General features: G+C 57.4%; 13 protein-coding genes. 2 read left to right on the top strand and 11 right to left on the bottom strand.

Annotated elements, in window-relative coordinates; translation table 11 throughout:
• Positions 1-37: 37 nt before the first annotated feature.
• From B1C80_RS23780 to lpdA, 3 genes are all read right to left on the bottom strand, one after another.
• Positions 38-973, bottom strand: coding sequence for a hydroxypyruvate isomerase family protein (locus tag B1C80_RS23780; RefSeq protein ID WP_077923715.1), 936 nt, complete (start codon positions 971-973; stop codon positions 38-40).
• Positions 974-1,014: 41 nt separating this feature from the next.
• Positions 1,015-4,134, bottom strand: a complete 3,120-nt coding sequence (locus B1C80_RS23775) for a PVC-type heme-binding CxxCH protein (protein ID WP_077923714.1) — start codon at positions 4,132-4,134, stop codon at positions 1,015-1,017.
• Between the two features lie 222 nt (positions 4,135-4,356).
• Positions 4,357-5,757 (bottom strand): dihydrolipoyl dehydrogenase, encoded by a 1,401-nt coding sequence (lpdA, locus tag B1C80_RS23770; RefSeq protein WP_077923713.1) that lies wholly within the window; start codon positions 5,755-5,757, stop codon positions 4,357-4,359.
• Positions 5,758-6,116: 359 nt separating this feature from the next.
• Between lpdA and prfB the strand changes: the two genes are divergently transcribed.
• Together prfB and B1C80_RS23760 are read left to right on the top strand one after the other, a co-directional pair.
• A protein-coding gene (prfB, locus tag B1C80_RS23765; RefSeq protein WP_129605437.1) for a peptide chain release factor 2 occupies positions 6,117-7,194 on the top strand; the annotation gives its coding sequence in 2 pieces (ribosomal slippage) (positions 6,117-6,176 and positions 6,178-7,194; 1,077 coding nt in all).
• An 88-nt stretch (positions 7,195-7,282) separates the two neighbouring features.
• Positions 7,283-7,981, top strand: a complete 699-nt coding sequence (locus tag B1C80_RS23760; protein WP_077923712.1) for an SGNH/GDSL hydrolase family protein — start codon at positions 7,283-7,285, stop codon at positions 7,979-7,981.
• A gap of 16 nt (positions 7,982-7,997) precedes the next feature.
• Here the strand turns inward: B1C80_RS23760 and B1C80_RS23755 are convergent, their stop codons facing one another.
• The 8 genes from B1C80_RS23755 to rnr form a co-directional block, all read right to left on the bottom strand.
• Positions 7,998-8,678, bottom strand: a complete 681-nt coding sequence (locus B1C80_RS23755; RefSeq protein ID WP_077923711.1) for a DUF2306 domain-containing protein — start codon at positions 8,676-8,678, stop codon at positions 7,998-8,000.
• Positions 8,679-8,795: 117 nt separating this feature from the next.
• Positions 8,796-10,103 (bottom strand): hypothetical protein, encoded by a 1,308-nt coding sequence (locus B1C80_RS23750; protein WP_077923710.1) that lies wholly within the window; start codon positions 10,101-10,103, stop codon positions 8,796-8,798.
• A 132-nt stretch (positions 10,104-10,235) separates the two neighbouring features.
• Positions 10,236-11,126, bottom strand: coding sequence for a LytTR family DNA-binding domain-containing protein (locus tag B1C80_RS23745; protein WP_077923709.1), 891 nt, complete (start codon positions 11,124-11,126; stop codon positions 10,236-10,238).
• A 6-nt stretch (positions 11,127-11,132) separates the two neighbouring features.
• Positions 11,133-11,756: a rhomboid family intramembrane serine protease gene (locus B1C80_RS23740; protein WP_077923708.1), complete on the bottom strand. Its 624-nt coding sequence runs from the start codon at positions 11,754-11,756 to the stop codon at positions 11,133-11,135.
• Positions 11,757-11,765: 9 nt separating this feature from the next.
• The gene (locus B1C80_RS23735; protein ID WP_077923707.1) at positions 11,766-12,737 is read right to left on the bottom strand and encodes a polyprenyl synthetase family protein; all 972 of its coding nucleotides are present in this window, start codon (positions 12,735-12,737) and stop codon (positions 11,766-11,768) included.
• A 66-nt stretch (positions 12,738-12,803) separates the two neighbouring features.
• Complete coding sequence (locus tag B1C80_RS23730) at positions 12,804-13,628, bottom strand: hypothetical protein (RefSeq protein ID WP_077923706.1); 825 nt, start codon at positions 13,626-13,628, stop codon at positions 12,804-12,806.
• A gap of 60 nt (positions 13,629-13,688) precedes the next feature.
• Positions 13,689-14,123 carry a nucleoside deaminase gene (locus B1C80_RS23725; RefSeq protein ID WP_077923705.1) on the bottom strand — a complete coding sequence of 145 codons (435 nt, stop codon included), beginning with the start codon at positions 14,121-14,123 and terminating at the stop codon, positions 13,689-13,691.
• Positions 14,124-14,191: 68 nt separating this feature from the next.
• Complete coding sequence (gene rnr, locus B1C80_RS23720; protein ID WP_077923704.1) at positions 14,192-16,639, bottom strand: ribonuclease R; 2,448 nt, start codon at positions 16,637-16,639, stop codon at positions 14,192-14,194.
• Positions 16,640-16,728 lie beyond the last annotated feature (89 nt).

Below are 16,728 nucleotides of genomic sequence, written 5' to 3'. Positions count from 1 at the left end.
AAAGGGCTGCGCTGGCAGCCCTTTTTTTGTTTTCAGCCTAGATGGTAAAGCTGTCTGATTCGAGGTACGCTTTGATCAGCGCGGCTTCTCCGTCTTTGCCCGGCATGGAGTTGCCGTGTTCCATACCGAAGATAAACTCCTTGTTTTCGGCCTTTGCTTTGCGGTAAATGTGTTTGAAAATATTTTTGTAATTGATCTCGCCGGTGGTCGGTTCTTTCCGGCCGGGGTTATCACCAATCTGGAAGTAGGCAATCTCTTTCCAGCACCAGTCGATATGCGGAATGATATGCCCTTCGTTTTTCTGCATGTGGTAAATGTCGAACAGGATCTTGCACGATGGGCTGTTGACACCCCGGCAGATTTCGTACGTCTGGTCTGACGTGCGCAGGAACAGATTGGGCGAGTCGCTCAGGGGTTCCAGCACCATGACCAGACCGGCCGGCTCCAGAATTTCTGCCCCCCGGCGCAGCGCGTCGATGACGTGGCCAGTCTGAATACCGATGGGCAGGTTACGCTCGAAATCGCCGGGCACAACGGTGGTGAATTTGGCGTTAACGCGCTTGGCCGTTTCGACCGCCCGCCGACAGCCGTTCAGGAAAATATCGATATACTCCGGTTTGCCGGCTGCCAGCGTATTCTGCGAGTTTCCACCTTTGTCGAGCACGAATACGCCCATGGTCATACCCAGCCGGGCCATCTCTTTACCCATCTTCTCCTGCATGGCCACGTCGCGTCCCATCATGCCGTTGTCCTCAAGGGCGGTAAAGCCCATATCAGCCATGAACTTAAGCTGATCGATGGGATCTTTCCCGGCGCTGTTCTCGAACATGCCGATATGAGGAGCGTACTTGAGTTTGAATGAATTCTTGGCCAGTAGTGCGGGCTGCGAATGCCAGTTGCCGGCTACAGCTTCTCCAGAAAAAGCGGCCCCTGCCACTCCCAGCGTCGATTTGACAAAATTGCGTCGTTGCATAATAATGATTTAGTGGGATGCCCTGTCGTGTCGACAAAAGCTTATTGTTTTTTCTTTAAACTGGCCAGGTACTCGACCAGGTCAACCAGTTCCTGCGTGCTCATGGCCTCCTGCAAACCCGATGGCATCATCGACGAATCCATTTTTTTCATCGACACCACGTCCGACATTTTGTAGTTCTGCACCACGCCACCCGGAAACTTCATCTGCAGGTCGGTTTCGGTTTTACTCGACACGATGCCCGACAGGGTGCTGCCATCTTTAAATTTCACCTCCCAGCCTTCGTAGCCGAAGCTAACCCCGGCGTCGGGGTGCAAAATGGCCAGGTACTGACCTTCTTTGGGCAGCTTAGAGCCGATTTCGGATAGCTTGGGGCCGAAGTCCATGCCCTCGCCGTTGATCTGGTGGCAGGTCGAGCAGTTGGCCTTAAACACCGTGGCGCCGGTAATGGCGTTTCCGTTCATGGCCAGCAATTCAGTCATAGCAGGCAGTTTACGGCTTCCCATAGCGGCTCCCCCGTCTATGTATTTGGCTGCTTCGTTCCGGATGCTCTTGCGCCAGGCGCCCGACACCCCCTGAACGGCAGCTGCTTTGTAGTCGCCTTTGATGTCGCCGGATTTCAGCAGCGCAATGACGATATCTTCGCCGTCGTTACTTCCCCCCAGCGACCGGGTAGCTTCCCGGCGCAGGGCTACTGCCCGTTTTTCGTCCAGCGCCACCGACTTCAGGATCTCGATCGACTCTTTGCTGCCTACCCGGCGCAGGGCCGTAAGCATACTCAGGGCGGCTTCGGTATCGCTGCCATTGACGACTTCCCAGGCCATAGCACCGCCCCCCTGCTTGAGCAGCTGCCGAGCCGCATCACGCCCCAGACCATCGAGGGGTTTGGCTACCGCCAGTTGCCGCAGTCGGGCGTTTTCGGCTGTGGGCTCATACCGGGATACCAGTTCCATGTACTCCTGGGTGCCGTACACATCGTTCATCAGTTTGTTCAAAGCACTGGTGGCGATGGGCGACGTTTTGACGAAGGCTGGGTCGAGGTGGCGCAGGGCCAGCTTGGTAACGTCGGTAGCCGATGCGCTATTGCCGTTGCTGCTGGCCTGCAGAATGCTGAGCAGCGCGTTCGATTTATCCGTAGCGCCGGGGTTGAAATCAAAGGCTCGGAAGTAGCGAAGCCGCTGTTTCAGCTCAACGTTGTTATCGCCGGCCAGCCTGGCCAGCAGTGGAACCGACGCTTTGGTACGCGCCCGCCAGACAATATCCCGGCCACCGGCGTTGGCCAGCGGATCGTTGTTCATCAGCCCGAGCCAGGCGTTGTAATAGCTATCCCAGTTTCCATCGGCACCAATGCCCAGCGCTTCGAGGTACCAGCGGTCTTTACCGTCGTGTTTGGCGGCCAGCTGGGCCCACAGCGCGGGGGCTTCGGGCGATGCATGCCGACGCAGGGCAATGGCACATTCGCGACGCACCTGCGGATCGGTATCGGCAACGAGTTGCTTTACCGCGGCCAGCGTAGCCTGACTACCCATCTGGCGAGCCGCGCGCAGGGCCGTCATGCGCAGGTTCGGGTCGGTTTCTTTCAGAGCCGCCGTAACGTAGCGGGCTCCTTTATTATCGGGTAGCTTGCTCAGCAGCCATAGCGCGCGGGCTTTTTGACGCGGGTCGGTGGTGGCTTTGTAGAACCGGGCCAGCGACTTCTCGGCTTTTGTACCCTGCGCATGAAGCGCCTGCCTGCCTGCATACCGAACGTTCATATTTGGGTTTTGCAGGGCCTCGATTGCGCCCTCTATAGATGTCACATCTACTTTCGGCATCGTATAGGCCGAGTTGGGGGGCGCTACCCGATAGACCCGCCCTTTGTTGAGATCGCCCGCCTGGTGACCGCCCACACCGGGATCGTACCAGTCGGCAATGATCAGCGAGCCGTCGGGCGCTACGCAGACGTCGGCCGGGCGGAACCACTGGTCGCGCACGCCCTCCAGCACGTTGACGATACTGGCCTTATAACCAGCGCCGTCATTTTCTACCGGATACGACCGAACCACATTGGGACCGGCATCGCAGTGAATGATCTGGTTTTGAAACACCTGGGGCAGCAGCTTGCCTTCGTACACGATAATACCGGTGGGCGAACCGGCGCCGGTCTGGAGCAGGTTCGGTACGGAACCGGGGTCATTCAGGTGCCAGTGCCGCTGCGGAATGGTGGCTTCGAGGTTGGTCCGGTTAGCCTGCCAGCCCGCGCCGGTCATCTCATCCGAATAGCCATAGTTGCCGTATTCCATGACGTAGTTGATCCGAACGCCCTTGTTGCCGTCGTCGTCGTTGTCCGATTGCCAGAGCGCCCCGTAAGAGTCGACCGCCACTTCGTAGTTGTTGCGGAAGTTCTGGCCCAGCAGTTCTACGTTTTTCCCGTCGGGATCGCAGCGGAAGACCATCCCCTGCTTGAAATTCTGGCGATTGATGGCCTTACCCGTGGCTATGTCGATAACGGGGTTGCCGTCTTTGTCCATCAGCTGCCGGCCTTCGTTTCCGAAGTTAAAATACCACTTACCATCGGGCCCGAAGACGAACGTATGCATGCCGTGATCGTGCTGTTCGCCACCAATCCCGGTAAAGAGCAGCTCTTTACGGTCGGCTTTGTCGTCGCCGTTATCGTCGGTCAGAACCCATACGTTCGGGCTGTCCGATACGATAACGCGGTTGCCCTGCACCCAGATACCCAGGGGCGACTCGATGCTGGGGTCCTGATAAAATACCTTGCTGACGTCGGCCTTGCCGTCCTGGTTGGTGTCTTCGAGAATGACGATCCGGTCGCCTTCTTTATGGGTCGGGTTTCCGGTAATGGCAGGCCGGTAATTATACGCTTCGCAGACCCATACGCGGCCACGCGCATCGACGTCGATGTTGGTCGGGTTGGTGAGCATGGGTTCGGATGCAAACAGCGTTGCTTCCAGACCCGATGCGACGTTGAGGCTGCCGACGGCATATTTCGGATCGCGCTTGTCATCGTCGGTCAGCCGGGCAAAGAGGCTGTTGAGATACGTTTCTGAAGCACCGTTCAGACTCCGGTTCTGATAGGCGCTGACCAGAGCCCCGGCTACCAGCAGCCCGGCCGCCGAGAGAGCTACGGTCCGCGGAAAAGAAACAGTTTGTTTACGCATGGAAGGTATCGTCAGTAGATTATAGGTTTACATCTTGCACTTTACCGCCTAAATATAAGGATTTTCCGGGCGAGACGGCGTTCATAACCAGACCACGGCGGCCGGCGCAGTAAAAAGCAGAAAGGCCAAAAAAAATACCGCCAGCCCAACACACATAGTGCATCGAACTGGCGGCAGTAGTACTAGTTGCAGATCGCGCGTCGAGACGGCGTTTGCGGGTTCTTACAAGTGAATAGCCTCACCGTAAGCGGCCTCGGTGGCGTCCTTGATGGCTTCCGACATGGTTGGGTGCGGGTGAACGGCCTTCAGGATTTCTTCGCCGGTGGTTTCCAGCTTGCGGGCGGCTACGACCTCGGCAATCATTTCGGTTACGTTGGCCCCGATGAAGTGAGCACCCAGGAACTCGCCATATTTGGCATCGAAAATTACCTTCACGAACCCTTCGGGCGCACCGGCGGCTTTGGCCTTACCCGAAGCCGTAAACGGAAACTTACCGACTTTCAGCTCGTACCCGGCGTCGCGGGCGGCTTTCTCGGTATAACCTACCGACGCGATTTCGGGCGTGCAGTACGTACAGCCCGGGATGTTGTTGTAGTTCAGCGGCTCAACATGCGGCAGACCGGCAATCTTCTCTACGCAGATGATGGCTTCGGCCGAGGCTACGTGGGCCAGGGCCTGCCCTTTGGTGCAGTCGCCGATGGCGTAGTAGCCCTCGGTGCTGGTGCGGTAGTAATCGTCGGTGACGATCTTGCCCCGGTCGGTAGCGATGCCGGTTTCTTCGAGGCCGATGTTCTCGATGTTGGCGACCACACCCGCTGCCGACAGAACGATGTCGGCTTCGAAGGTTTTCTCGCCCTCCGGCGTTTTAGCCGTTACTACGCAGCCTTTTCCGCTCGTATCGACTTTCGTCACTTCCGAGTTGGTGAAGAGCTGAACGCCCATTTTCTTGTAGTTCTTGGCCAGTTCTTTCGAGATATCCTCATCTTCGACCGGTACGATATTGGGCATGAACTCGATGATGGTCACCTTGGTGCCCATGCTGGCATATACATACGCAAACTCGACCCCGATAGCCCCCGAGCCGATGATCACCATCGAATCGGGCCGCTTCTCGAGCGTCATGGCTTTGCGGTATTCAATCACTTTCTCACCATCGATCGGAGCGGCCGGCAGCTGACGGGCGCGGCCACCGGTGGCAATGATGATGTGTTTTGCTTCGTATTCGGTGGCTTTACCGTCGGCCCCGGTCACCTCCACTTTTTTACCGGGTTTTACTTTCCCGTTCCCGCTGATGACGTCGATCTTGTTCTTCTTCATCAGGAACTGAACGCCTTTGCTCATGCTGTCGGCAACGCCCCGGCTCCGCTTGATAACGGCGCCGAAATCAGCTTCCGACTCGCCCTGTACGGTGATACCGTAGTCTTTGGCGTGCTTGATGTATTCAAAAACCTGCGCCGATTTGATCAGCGCTTTGGTGGGGATACAGCCCCAGTTGAGACAAATACCGCCGAGGCTCTCGCGCTCGATAACGGCCGTTTTCATACCTAACTGCGAAGCGCGGATGGCGGCAACATATCCGCCCGGCCCGCTACCTACCACGATTACATCGTACTGTGAAGCCATTTCTATGAATGAAAAATGTAGACTAAAAAAAGTACCCTGCTCCGGCGTACCGTCTGCAACAATCTCTTGGTTTGAGAACGCAAAGGTAGGGCGAAAAGTTGGTTCGTGCCGGACCCGGCCAGCGGGTCTGTACGAAATCAGCCGGTTTGGGCAATCCATGGCGACCGGCCCGGCCGGCCGCTCCGAAAAAACGCCGTGCCGAGCCGCTGCGTCCTGTTTTCTGGCAACGATCCGCTTTCGGCAGAAACAAGGCCCCCCGCTCCTTTTGTTCTATCTTTGCATTCATGAGCCGACGCACGCTCGCCGGCAGGCGGGTTCAGGTTTGGCTCATTCATTCGTCCATCAATTACGACAAGTTCATGACAACTGACCAGTTGACCGACTTGAGGGCCAGAGTAGAGGCCCTGAGGAGGTATCTTTGACTACGACGCCAAGAAAGAACAGCTAGCCGAACTCGAGCAGCAGACGTTCCAGCCCGAGTTCTGGACCGATGCGGCCCGGGCCGAAGGCGTGATGAAACAGGTACGCGCCCTGAAAGGCTGGACCGGCGGTTACGAGAAACTGAACAGCCAGTTCGGCGATCTCGAAACGCTCTTCGAGTTCTACGAAGCCGGCGACGTGACCGAAGAAGAAGTAGATGCCGAAGGCCAGAAAGTATCGGCTATCCTCGACGACCTCGAGCTCAAAAAAATGCTCGGCAATGAAGAAGATCAGCTCAGCGCGGTTCTCGAAATCAACGCGGGCGCGGGCGGCACCGAAAGCCAGGACTGGGCCGACATGCTCTACCGGATGTACATGCGCTGGGCCGAAAAACACGGCTATGCCCTCAAACAGGTCGACTATCAGGAAGGCGATACCGCCGGCATCAAGTCAGCCACGATTGAGGTCGATGGGCCACTGGCTTACGGCTTTCTGAAGTCCGAGAACGGGGTTCACCGGCTGGTACGCATCTCGCCCTTCGACTCCAACGCCCGGCGTCACACCTCGTTTGCGTCGGTTTTTGCGTATCCGCTGGTCGATGACACCATCCAGATTGAGGTAAACCCGGCCGACATCGACTGGGATACGTTCCGATCGGGCGGGGCGGGTGGCCAGAACGTCAACAAGGTCGAAACAGCCGTTCGGTTGCGGCACCGCCCGTCCGGACTGATTATCGAATGTCAGCAGGAACGGAGCCAGTTGCAGAACAAGGAAGTAGCCATGCGCCTGCTGAAGTCGAAGCTGTACGAGATTGAAGTGCAGAAACGAAACGCAGCCCGCGCCGAAGTAGAGGCCGGGAAGCAGAAAATTGAGTGGGGTTCGCAGATTCGGTCGTATGTACTGGACGATCGGCGCGTGAAAGACCACCGCACCGGCTATCAGACGTCGAACACCGACGCGGTACTCGACGGCGATATCGACCCGTTTATCAAAGCATTCTTGCTCGAACAGGAGTAAGGTACGGCAGGGCGTTTACGGGGTTACCGGCAATCCGGTCTCTAACCTGGCTCGTAGGTAATCCCGTAAACAGCCCGCTACGTACCCGATGAAACTATTGCTCATTATCACCTCGCTATTGCTGGCCTGCACCCGGCCACAACCCGAACCGGCTATGCCTGCCAGCCCCGCCCCAGCCCCGCCTTCGCTTACTTACCTGGCTCTCGGCGACTCGTACACCATCGGCGAAAGCGTCTCGGAGTACGAGCGCTGGCCCGTACAGCTGGCCGACCGCCTGCGCGACGACAGGATAGCTGTGGCCGCTCCCGATATTATTGCCCGAACGGGCTGGACAACGGCCGAGCTTCAGGAGGCTATCCAACAAAGTGGTAATCAGAAAACATACGACCTGGTATCGCTGCTGATCGGCGTCAATAACCAGTACCGTGGCCAAAGTCAGGATCGCTACCGGACTGAGTTCAGGGCGCTGTTACAGACGGCGATCCGGTTTGCGGGCAAGCGGGCCGACCGGGTGTTCGTCCTCTCTATTCCGGACTGGGGTGTTTCGCCCTTTGCCGCCGGCCGCGACAAACTCAGTATTGCCCGGGATATCGACGCCTTCAACGCCATCGCGCAGGATGAATGCCGCCGGGCCAATGTGGTGTACGTCGACATCACCCCCCTGACCCGCCAGGCTGCCGATAACCGCACCGCCTTTGCCTACGACGGGCTGCACTACTCGGGTCAGCAGATGAAGCTGTGGACCGACAAAGCCCTGCCCGTGGCCAAAACTCTGCTGGCCCGGTAGCTGGATTCCGCCCCCATCAGACCAGGTTAAACTTGATCAGATAGTGCCGCACGGTCCGGCCGATGATGATGCTGCCAATTACAGACGGAGCGATCCAGAAGAGCGTACCTATCCATTCGGGTGAGCCAGCCGGCGCAATTCGTCCGATATTGGTAACGACGGCTGCCGTAAATGTGGCAATATAGGCCCCGCCCATCCGGGTAAAATGCTGAAAATACCACTGCATCTTCCGGGCAGGCTGCCGCATGGCCTGCAGGTCGCGCCCCGCAAAAACAAAGGTCAGTACCCCGAAGAAAGAGAACACGATCGGGAAAAACGACGCTCCGTTCAGCATGAGCAGGTACAGCCCGAAGCCAATCATACCGATGCTGACGAGCATGGTCGCGTAGGTCAGCCCCCGGTCGAACGCGCTACTTTGTCCGTCTTTCTGTTTCGTGGCCCGCCAGCCGGTCATGCTCAGGTAGAAGCTGAACACGGCAATGCCGGTCAGGAATAGCCGCATCATCTTGAACGGCTGCAGCACGCAGAGCAGCAGGGCCGTTATGGCTACGGTGATCATGCAGTAGACAAACACAAGACCCGCGCGGTTATGCAGGCGACCTCCCTTCCGGGCAAACATCGGAATCAGCCCAACCAGCAGGGCCGTTATGCCCGTTCCAATATGAATGATCAAAAATAGAGCGAGTACCGTTTTCATGCTGTTCAACTGTTTTTTGGGATGCGATTGACGAAACAAACGTAGGCGGATCCGGCGCGACCGACAAGGCGAAAGGGCCAAACAGCAACGGTTGGGACGTTTGACAAAGAGAACCCATCAGGGGCGGGCCCGGTGCTGGCGGTATACGGCCTTGCGGCCGAAGTAATGAACGTACTGGATGAAGTTGAACTCGATATTGTCGAACAGGACCCGCTCTCCGTTGGCGTTCAGGTGCAGGTTCGGTACCCAGCGCAGGTTGGTCCGGAGCAGGTTCACTTCGGTACTCGTCACCCGGATGTCCCAGCCGAAGATCAGCCCAACGGCCGGTTTGGTTTCCTGGAAGCGCTGTCCGGTATCGTTCATCGACAGGCGTTCGATGGAGAGCGTTGGTCCTACGTACGGCGCAAACCCCAGGTAGTTGAAGAGGTATTTGTACGCTTCGAGCGCAACGGAGTGACGACGGAACCGAACGTTGGCATCGAAGCCGTCGCTGCGGGCGCCCATAGTCCGGTACGACACCCCTACGTTCAGGTCGGCTTTGTGGAAATAGCGACCAGCTGCCAGATCGGGCATGATTCCGCCCAGGGTTTCGCCCTTCAGGTAGGGCCGGTACCGCTCCATGTACGACGAGCGGCTCAGCGGGCGCGGTAAAGCCGCCGACGGGCCAAACCCGGCATACCAGGCGCTGAGCCGCCGGTTCCGTTTCAGCAGTTCATGCTTGATGTTGAGCTGATCGACGGCTTTGGCTTCGGTCAGGTTTCTGTCGGAGTCGATGTAGCGTACCAGGCCTATGTTGACCGAAACCGGGTTGAACGAGGTGGTACCGAAGGCCGTGGGCGAGATGGCGTAGGGCAGCTGGCGGGTGGTCTGGTAATGCACCCCGGCCGTGAACAGGTATTTCGACGTGGTATAGGTCAGACCGGCCTGAACGGGAACAATCATCCGCTGCACTTCCGGATACTTGTAGGCATAGTCGGTACCGGCCGTCTGGTGACCGTACGACAGGAGCCGGAAACTAACGCCCGCATAGGGACTCAGCCGACCCGGCCGCAGCCGAAACGGATAGATACGCGCCCCCGTCTCGACGCCCTGCCGGTACTGCATGGCCGAAAAAACCGACGGCCGGGCCGACACCCGAACCGGCAGCGGAAAGGAGACGTAAAAGTCGGCATGGCCCCAGAAGTGAACACCCCCGATGGTTAGCCGTGGCATGGCGGTCGCCCCAAAATCGGTCGTCCGGCGGTCACCTTCGAGGGTCTGGTAATCGGCCCGGCCGCTCCCGAGCGTTAGCACATCGGCGCCAAAGGTCGTCCAGGCAAAAGAGGTACTTTTCTTTAGATAGGTGGTGGTATACACCGTATCGACTGGCTGGGCCGTCAGCTGGTAAGCGAGCAGAAAAAAAACGAGAACCGTAACGAATCGCATGGCTTGTGCAGAAATAGATCTGACACAAACCTAAAGCTTGTTGGCTGTTTCGGGTAGCAGGAAGGGACAAACAACAGCGTTTGGGGCGTTTGGCAAAGGAATAGCGCCTTTGGGACAAACAGCCGGGACGTTCTACAACGATTTCAGCTCGGCCACGAGCGTATCATTGTACTGGCGCGACACCGGAACCGCCAGCTGCCCACCTGCCAGATGCAGCTTGTAACCCTGCGCGTTGCCCGTAACCCGCTCTACCCGGTCGAGGTTGACCACGTAGGACCGGTGGCACCGAACAATATGGGGAACCTCGATCTGGGCCGCCATCCGGCTCAGGCTACTCCGCAGCAGCACTTTAGCGGGTTTGCTCCGATCGGTATCTTTCCAGTAGACCACAGTGCAGTAGTTATCGCTCGATTCGATAAACAGCAGATCGGCGGGGTCGAGGCTGAGCGTGTCTCTGTCGTTGTCGGCAACGAGCGTTAACGAATGACCGGTCGGCGAGGGCGTGATGGGAGTAATACCCGGCTGAACGGGCGGATGAACCGGCAGCTGGGCGGCCGATTCACTATATTTCTTCAACTGCCGAACGTAGTTGAGCAGTACGACCCCCGTTGTCGGAAAAAGGCCGACCAGGAACGTAATCAGGATCATGCTCACCCAGTTGACCGAGTACGACAAGCCCTCCAGGCGCAGCAGCCACTCCATATACAACCGGTTGGCCAGCGCAATCAGGAGAATATTACCCGTTATGAGCAGAATTTCGCGGCCTACCGTCCAGCGCTCGTCCGAAAACTGACGCGGGAACAGCCGATTCCAGACCGTAAAGTTCAGCGCCGTAACCACGAAGGTGACCAGGCCGAAGCCCAGCAGCTTGAGCGATTTGTGGTCGGTATTCCAGAGGTTGATCCCGAACGGCTCGAACGTCAGCAAAAACAGGCCTACAAACAACCCGATGAAAGCCGCTTTTCGAACCTGCCGACCGGCCGATTCGCTGGATGGATACGGTTGACGGAGGAGATGGAGCATATTGTCCTAGAAAAGCCGCCACCCGGCAATCTGCTCGATAAACTGAGGCAGTACAGCCGGGTAAACCACGATCATGAACAGAATACCGAACAAAGCCCCGTAAAAGTGAGCGTCGTGGTTGATGGTCCCATAACCGCGCCGGGCTTCGTAGTAGGAATAGGCCAGGTAGAGCCCGCCGAAGATGAAGCCGGGAATGCCGATGGGAATAAAAAACATGGAGATCGGCATCAGTGGCCGGAACAGGATAGCCGCAAACAGCACCGCCGACACCCCACCCGACGCCCCCAGCGCGTTATAGCCCGGATCGTTCCGGTGCTTCAGAAAGCTCGGAATATCGGACACCAGTATTCCGATCAGGTAGAACCCCACCAGATACAGCGCCCCACTGCCCGGAAAAAGCACGTCGAACACCTGCTCGATAAACCCGCCGAAGAAGTACAGGCTGATCATGTTGAACAGCAGATGGCTCCAGTCGGCATGCAGAAACCCCGATGTGATGAGCCGATAATACTGCCCCCGGCTGGCTACGCGGTAGGGATTCATAATCCAGCGATCCATCAGGGCCGGATTGTTCCAGGCAGCCAGACTGATGCCAACGGTAACCAGAATAATAAGAAGGGTGGTGCTCATGGAGGTTTGTTAACTTTCGCGTTCGACCAACTGCCGCGCAAACTGACTTAATAACGATTTACGGGCGGGGTCGGCGTTGATCTGCTCGAAATTGGTGAAACCGCGCTCAAAATAGGTGTTGATTCGGGTTTCCGTAATCTCCCGAATACCCAGTTTGTCATAAATCGCCGTGACGGCCTGTACCTTCTCAGCCTTGTCGAAACGGGTTCGGGTCAACCAGCTGGTGAGTTCATCGCGGACGTCGCCCTGCGCCTGCTCCAGGGCTTCGATGAGCAGAAACGTTTTCTTATTGGCAATGATATCGCCCCCGACCTGCTTGCCAAACTTGGCTGGATCGCCGTAGACATCGAGCAGATCGTCTTTGAGCTGAAACCCGATACCGATGTTGACGCCCCCTTCGTAGAGATGCTGGTTCGATTCGGAGTCAGCGCCGGCAATGAGGCCGCCCAGCTCCAGCGCATAGCCCAGCAACACCGAGGTCTTGAGCCGGATCATATCGATGTATTCGGCTTCGGTCACATCCCAGCGGGTCTCGAAATTCATATCCATCTGCTGGCCTTCGCACACCTCGGCGGCCGTGCGGTTGAACCGGCTCAGCACCGCCTTTATTTTATCGGCATCTACGTGCAGCAGCAGTTCATAGGCGTTGACGAGCATCACATCGCCCGACAGAATAGCGATATTATGGTTCCATTTCTCATGCACGGTTGGCTGGCCCCGCCGAATGGGAGCCTGGTCCATAATGTCGTCGTGCATCAGGGTGAAGTTATGGAACACCTCTACTCCCAGCGCTGGCCGAACGGCCTTCTGCCAGTCGTCAGTGAACAGATAAGCTCCCATCAGCGTAAGCAAAGGCCGCATCCGTTTGCCACCCAGGCTCATGATATAGCGGATAGGGTCGTAAAGTTCGGGCGGGTACTGACCGTATTGAGTGCGTTGAAGTTCTTGTTGGATCGCGTCAATGAAAGCAGCGGGACTCATGCAAATGGGTTTTGGGCCAAAAATAAGGCAAAAGCCCCCAAAAGCCTAACCGCTGGGCGGGCGGGGTCACCGTCCAAACTTTTGCCGGTAGTTTTGATAGAGTGGGGTCGAAAGTACGTAGACAACCCGGCCCGAAACCACCCAGTATCCGTCGTTTCTGGTGCTGTTTCCACGCTGCTCGCCGGGCCGATTCAGCGGCCATCCGATCTCGGCCCGCCGGTCGGCCAGCACCGCAGCCAGTGGCGTCAGGGTAGTTCGATCCACGTAAACCGTACTGACATCGTCCAGATAGTCGCTCAGCACATGCGTATAAGTACCCTCTATTTGAAACCGGATTCGGTTGTTGCTGTACACCGGCATACCCATCCCGTAGCGAATGATTGGCGGAAACAGATTGTAGCTGACGCCTTCGGTTCGTAGCTCGGCCAGACCATACGATTTGCCTTCGAAAGTCGTTCGGGGCCGCATGTAGGTAAGCCCCGCTCCCAACAGCGCGTAGGGTGCATGGCCCATCGTAGGATGATCGATCGGCCAGAGATCCAGCTGAACACCCGCCCAGATGTCGGGGTTAAGGCTGAAAAAAGACAGGTTATTATAAAAATTACGCGTGTCTTTCTGGCTTCCGTAGATGTAGTAGATCTGCCCTTCGGCCCGTAGCGACAGCCGGTACGACAGTCGGTAGGTAATGGCTCCGTTGATGGCAGCGCCCAGCCGCAGGTGAGCCAGATTACCCGATTCGTTCAGGTCACCGGCATAGCGGGTAGCGCCCAGCCCCGCACTGATCTGCCAGCTGCCGGGCTTATCTTCCCAGTAACGGGACTTCTGAGCCCGGCAGTTCAGCGAAATAGTCAGCTCCAGAAACAACACCAGGCCACAAAACAGTCGGAACATACGCGCGCGGTACGGAAGTAAAAATCCTTCGTATGACGCACGATGCCGGTGAAGTAACCGCTACAGCTCGCCGATGTCTTCGTTCCAGAGCGTGGGCTTGTCGGCAATGAACTGCTCCATCATCTGCACACATTCGGGCAGATCGAGGTCAACGACTTCAACGCCATGCTCCTCCATGAAGGCGCGCGCGCCGGCAAACGTCCGCGACTCGCCCACGATCACTTTGGGAATCTTGAACTGCACGATCGTTCCGGCACACATGTAGCATGGCATCAGGGTCGAGTAAATTACCGTATCGCGAAACGGCCCCACCCGACCGGCGTTGTTGAGGCAGTCCATTTCGCCGTGCAGAATGGGGTTGTCTTCCTGCACCCGTTTGTTATGCCCTGAGGCTACCAATGAGCCATTCTTAACCAGCGCCGACCCGATTGGAATACCGCCTTCGTTCAGACTTTTGCGGGCCTGGTTAATGGCCTCCTGCATGAATTCATCCATTTTGATTGCGCTTTACATGAAAAGCCCGGTCAGCCTGCGCTAACCGGGATAAAAAGTATCAGCCTGCCTTACCGCCGTCCGCGACCGCCCCGCCGGTTCTGGCCTTTGGCCGCCGGCGCGTCGCTGCGACCCGAACTACTGCGCCGGGACGAAGAAGCCGACGACCGACCGTCCGAGTCCCGTTTGCTGTCGGAGCGCCGACCCGATGTTTTACCACCGGTGGCCCGGCTGGCGTTGTCGCCAACGAGTACGAAATCCATACTCCGGCGGGCCAGGTTGGTTTCTTTAACCCGTACCTCTACCGCATCGCCGAAGGTGTATATTTTCTTGTTCCGCTGGCCAACGATCCGGTAGTTCTCCTTGTCGAAATCGTAGAAATCGTCGCTCAGGTCCTGCATCCGCACCAGCCCTTCGCAGTTGTTCTCGGTGATCTCGACGAAGATGCCGAACTCGGTAACGCCCGAGATCACGCCCGCAAACGTCCGGTCCGGCTCCATCCGGCTCATGAACTCGACCTGCTTGTATTTGATGCTGGCCCGTTCGGCATCCGACGCCATTTTTTCGCGGGCCGAGGCATGTTTACACTGGTCTTCGAGCGTGTCGCGCTCAACCGGTTTGCCTTTGTCGAGGTAGTGTTGCAGCAACCGGTGGGCCATCATGTCGGGGTAGCGCCGGATCGGCGACGTGAAGTGCGAATACCGCCGGAAAGCCAGACCGAAGTGGCCCAGATCTTCGGTACTATAGCGCGCTTTCGACATGGTCCGCACCGCCAGCTGCGATAGCATACTGGCTTCGGGTTTGCCTTCGATACTGGCCATGAACTGATTCATGGAGTTCGAGAGGTGCTCTTCGTCTACTTTCAGTTTGAAGCCCAGCCGACCGGCAAAGTCCGCAAACTGCCGGAGTTTATCTTCATCGGGGCCTTCGTGTACGCGGTAGACCATGGTGTTCTCATCGCCTTTTTTGTTCAGCGAGTGGACAAACTCGGCTACCCGTTTGTTGGCCAGCAGCATGAACTCCTCAATGAGTTTGTTGGTATCCTGCCGCAGTTTCGGATATACCGACAGTGGTACGCCGTTCTCATCCAGTTTGAAGCGAACCTCTACCGTTTCGAAGTTGATGGCGCCCCGTCTGAAACGTTCGGCCCGCAGCTTGTAGGCCAGCTCGTTGAGCAGCTGCAGCTCGGCCAGGTAATCGCCGTTGCTGTTGTTCAGGATGTCCTGCGCTTCTTCGTAACTAAACCGCCGGTTCGAGTGGATAACGGTACGGCCAAACCACTCTTTTACAATATGGGCATCGGGCGTAAGCTCGAATACCGCCGAGAACGTCAGCTTGTCTTCGTTGGGCCGGAGCGAACACAGGCCGTTAGACAGCTTTTCGGGCAGCATAGGCACCACCCGGTCCACGAGGTAGACCGACGTTGCGCGCTTGAACGCTTCTTCTTCGAGCTTCGAACCGGGCCGCACGTAGTGGGTTACGTCGGCAATGTGTACGCCGATTTCGTAATGTCCGTTGTCCAGGATCTGCACCGACAGCGCATCGTCAAAATCTTTGGCATCGACCGGGTCGATGGTGAACGTTGTCACCTCGCGCATGTCGCGCCGTTTGGTCAGGTCTTTCTTTAGGATTTTGGTCGGAATGGCTTCGGCCTCCTGCTCCACATCGGCCGGGAAATGAATCGGCAGCCCGAACTCCGCCAGGATGGCGTGCATTTCGGTGTTGTTCTGCCCCGCCACGCCCAGCACCGTGACGACCTCGCCCTCGAACCGCTGTTTGCTACTGCCCGGATCGGGAAATTTGGTGAGCCGGACAATGACTTTTTCGCCATCACTGGCCCCGCCCAGTTTTTCTTTCGGGATAAAAATGTCGTCGTAGATCTTCTTGCTGTCGGGAACGACAAAGCCGTAGGTGGGCCATACGTCGATACGACCAACCAGCTCGGTACGGCCACGCTCGACTATACTGACCACTTTGCCTTCGATCCGCCGGCGCGAGCGCCCGCCCGATCCGTTGCGCGAATCGGCGAAGCGAACCACCCGAACCCGGTCACCATCGACGGCGCCGTTCAGGTCATCGGTCGATACCCAGATATCATCGTCGCGATCGCCCCGGCCGCCCGTTGGCGACTCGGCAATGACGAACGCAAACCGCGAGTTAACATGGTCGACTACGCCTTCTACAACGTTGGCGTCGGCATCGGCCCGGTAGGTGTTATCGGGCTGGCGAACAATGGCGCCCTCGTCGGTCAGTTCGCCGATGAGGCCGTGCAGAATGAGTTTCATCCGCCGGTCGCCGATGTCGAAATGCTCGAGCACCTGCTCCTGCGTAAACGACTGCTGATCGTTAATCTGGAAAAACGCCATCAGGTCGTTTTTCATCTCGTCCAGAAAGCTGTCGGCCTGTTGAATAGGCCGGGCTTTGCTTTGTTCCGAACCTCGCTCGCGGGCACGTGGTTTCGTGTTGTCACCGCGGTCGGGCCGGGTGTATTTATTTTGTTTTGGTTTTCCGTTTCTCATGTAATATGCTCTGCCTGAAGGGCGAGCTTAACTAGTTAAACACAGAGCGAACGCATTGGTTTTAAGCCGGTACAGAAACGGCCGGTCGC

It is taken from the genome of Spirosoma sp. 209, assembly GCF_002006735.1.
Taxonomy (GTDB): domain Bacteria; phylum Bacteroidota; class Bacteroidia; order Cytophagales; family Spirosomataceae; genus Spirosoma; species Spirosoma sordidisoli.
The sequence above is the reverse complement of the archived record's forward strand: the minus strand, read 5'-3'. Positions and strand labels throughout refer to the sequence as shown.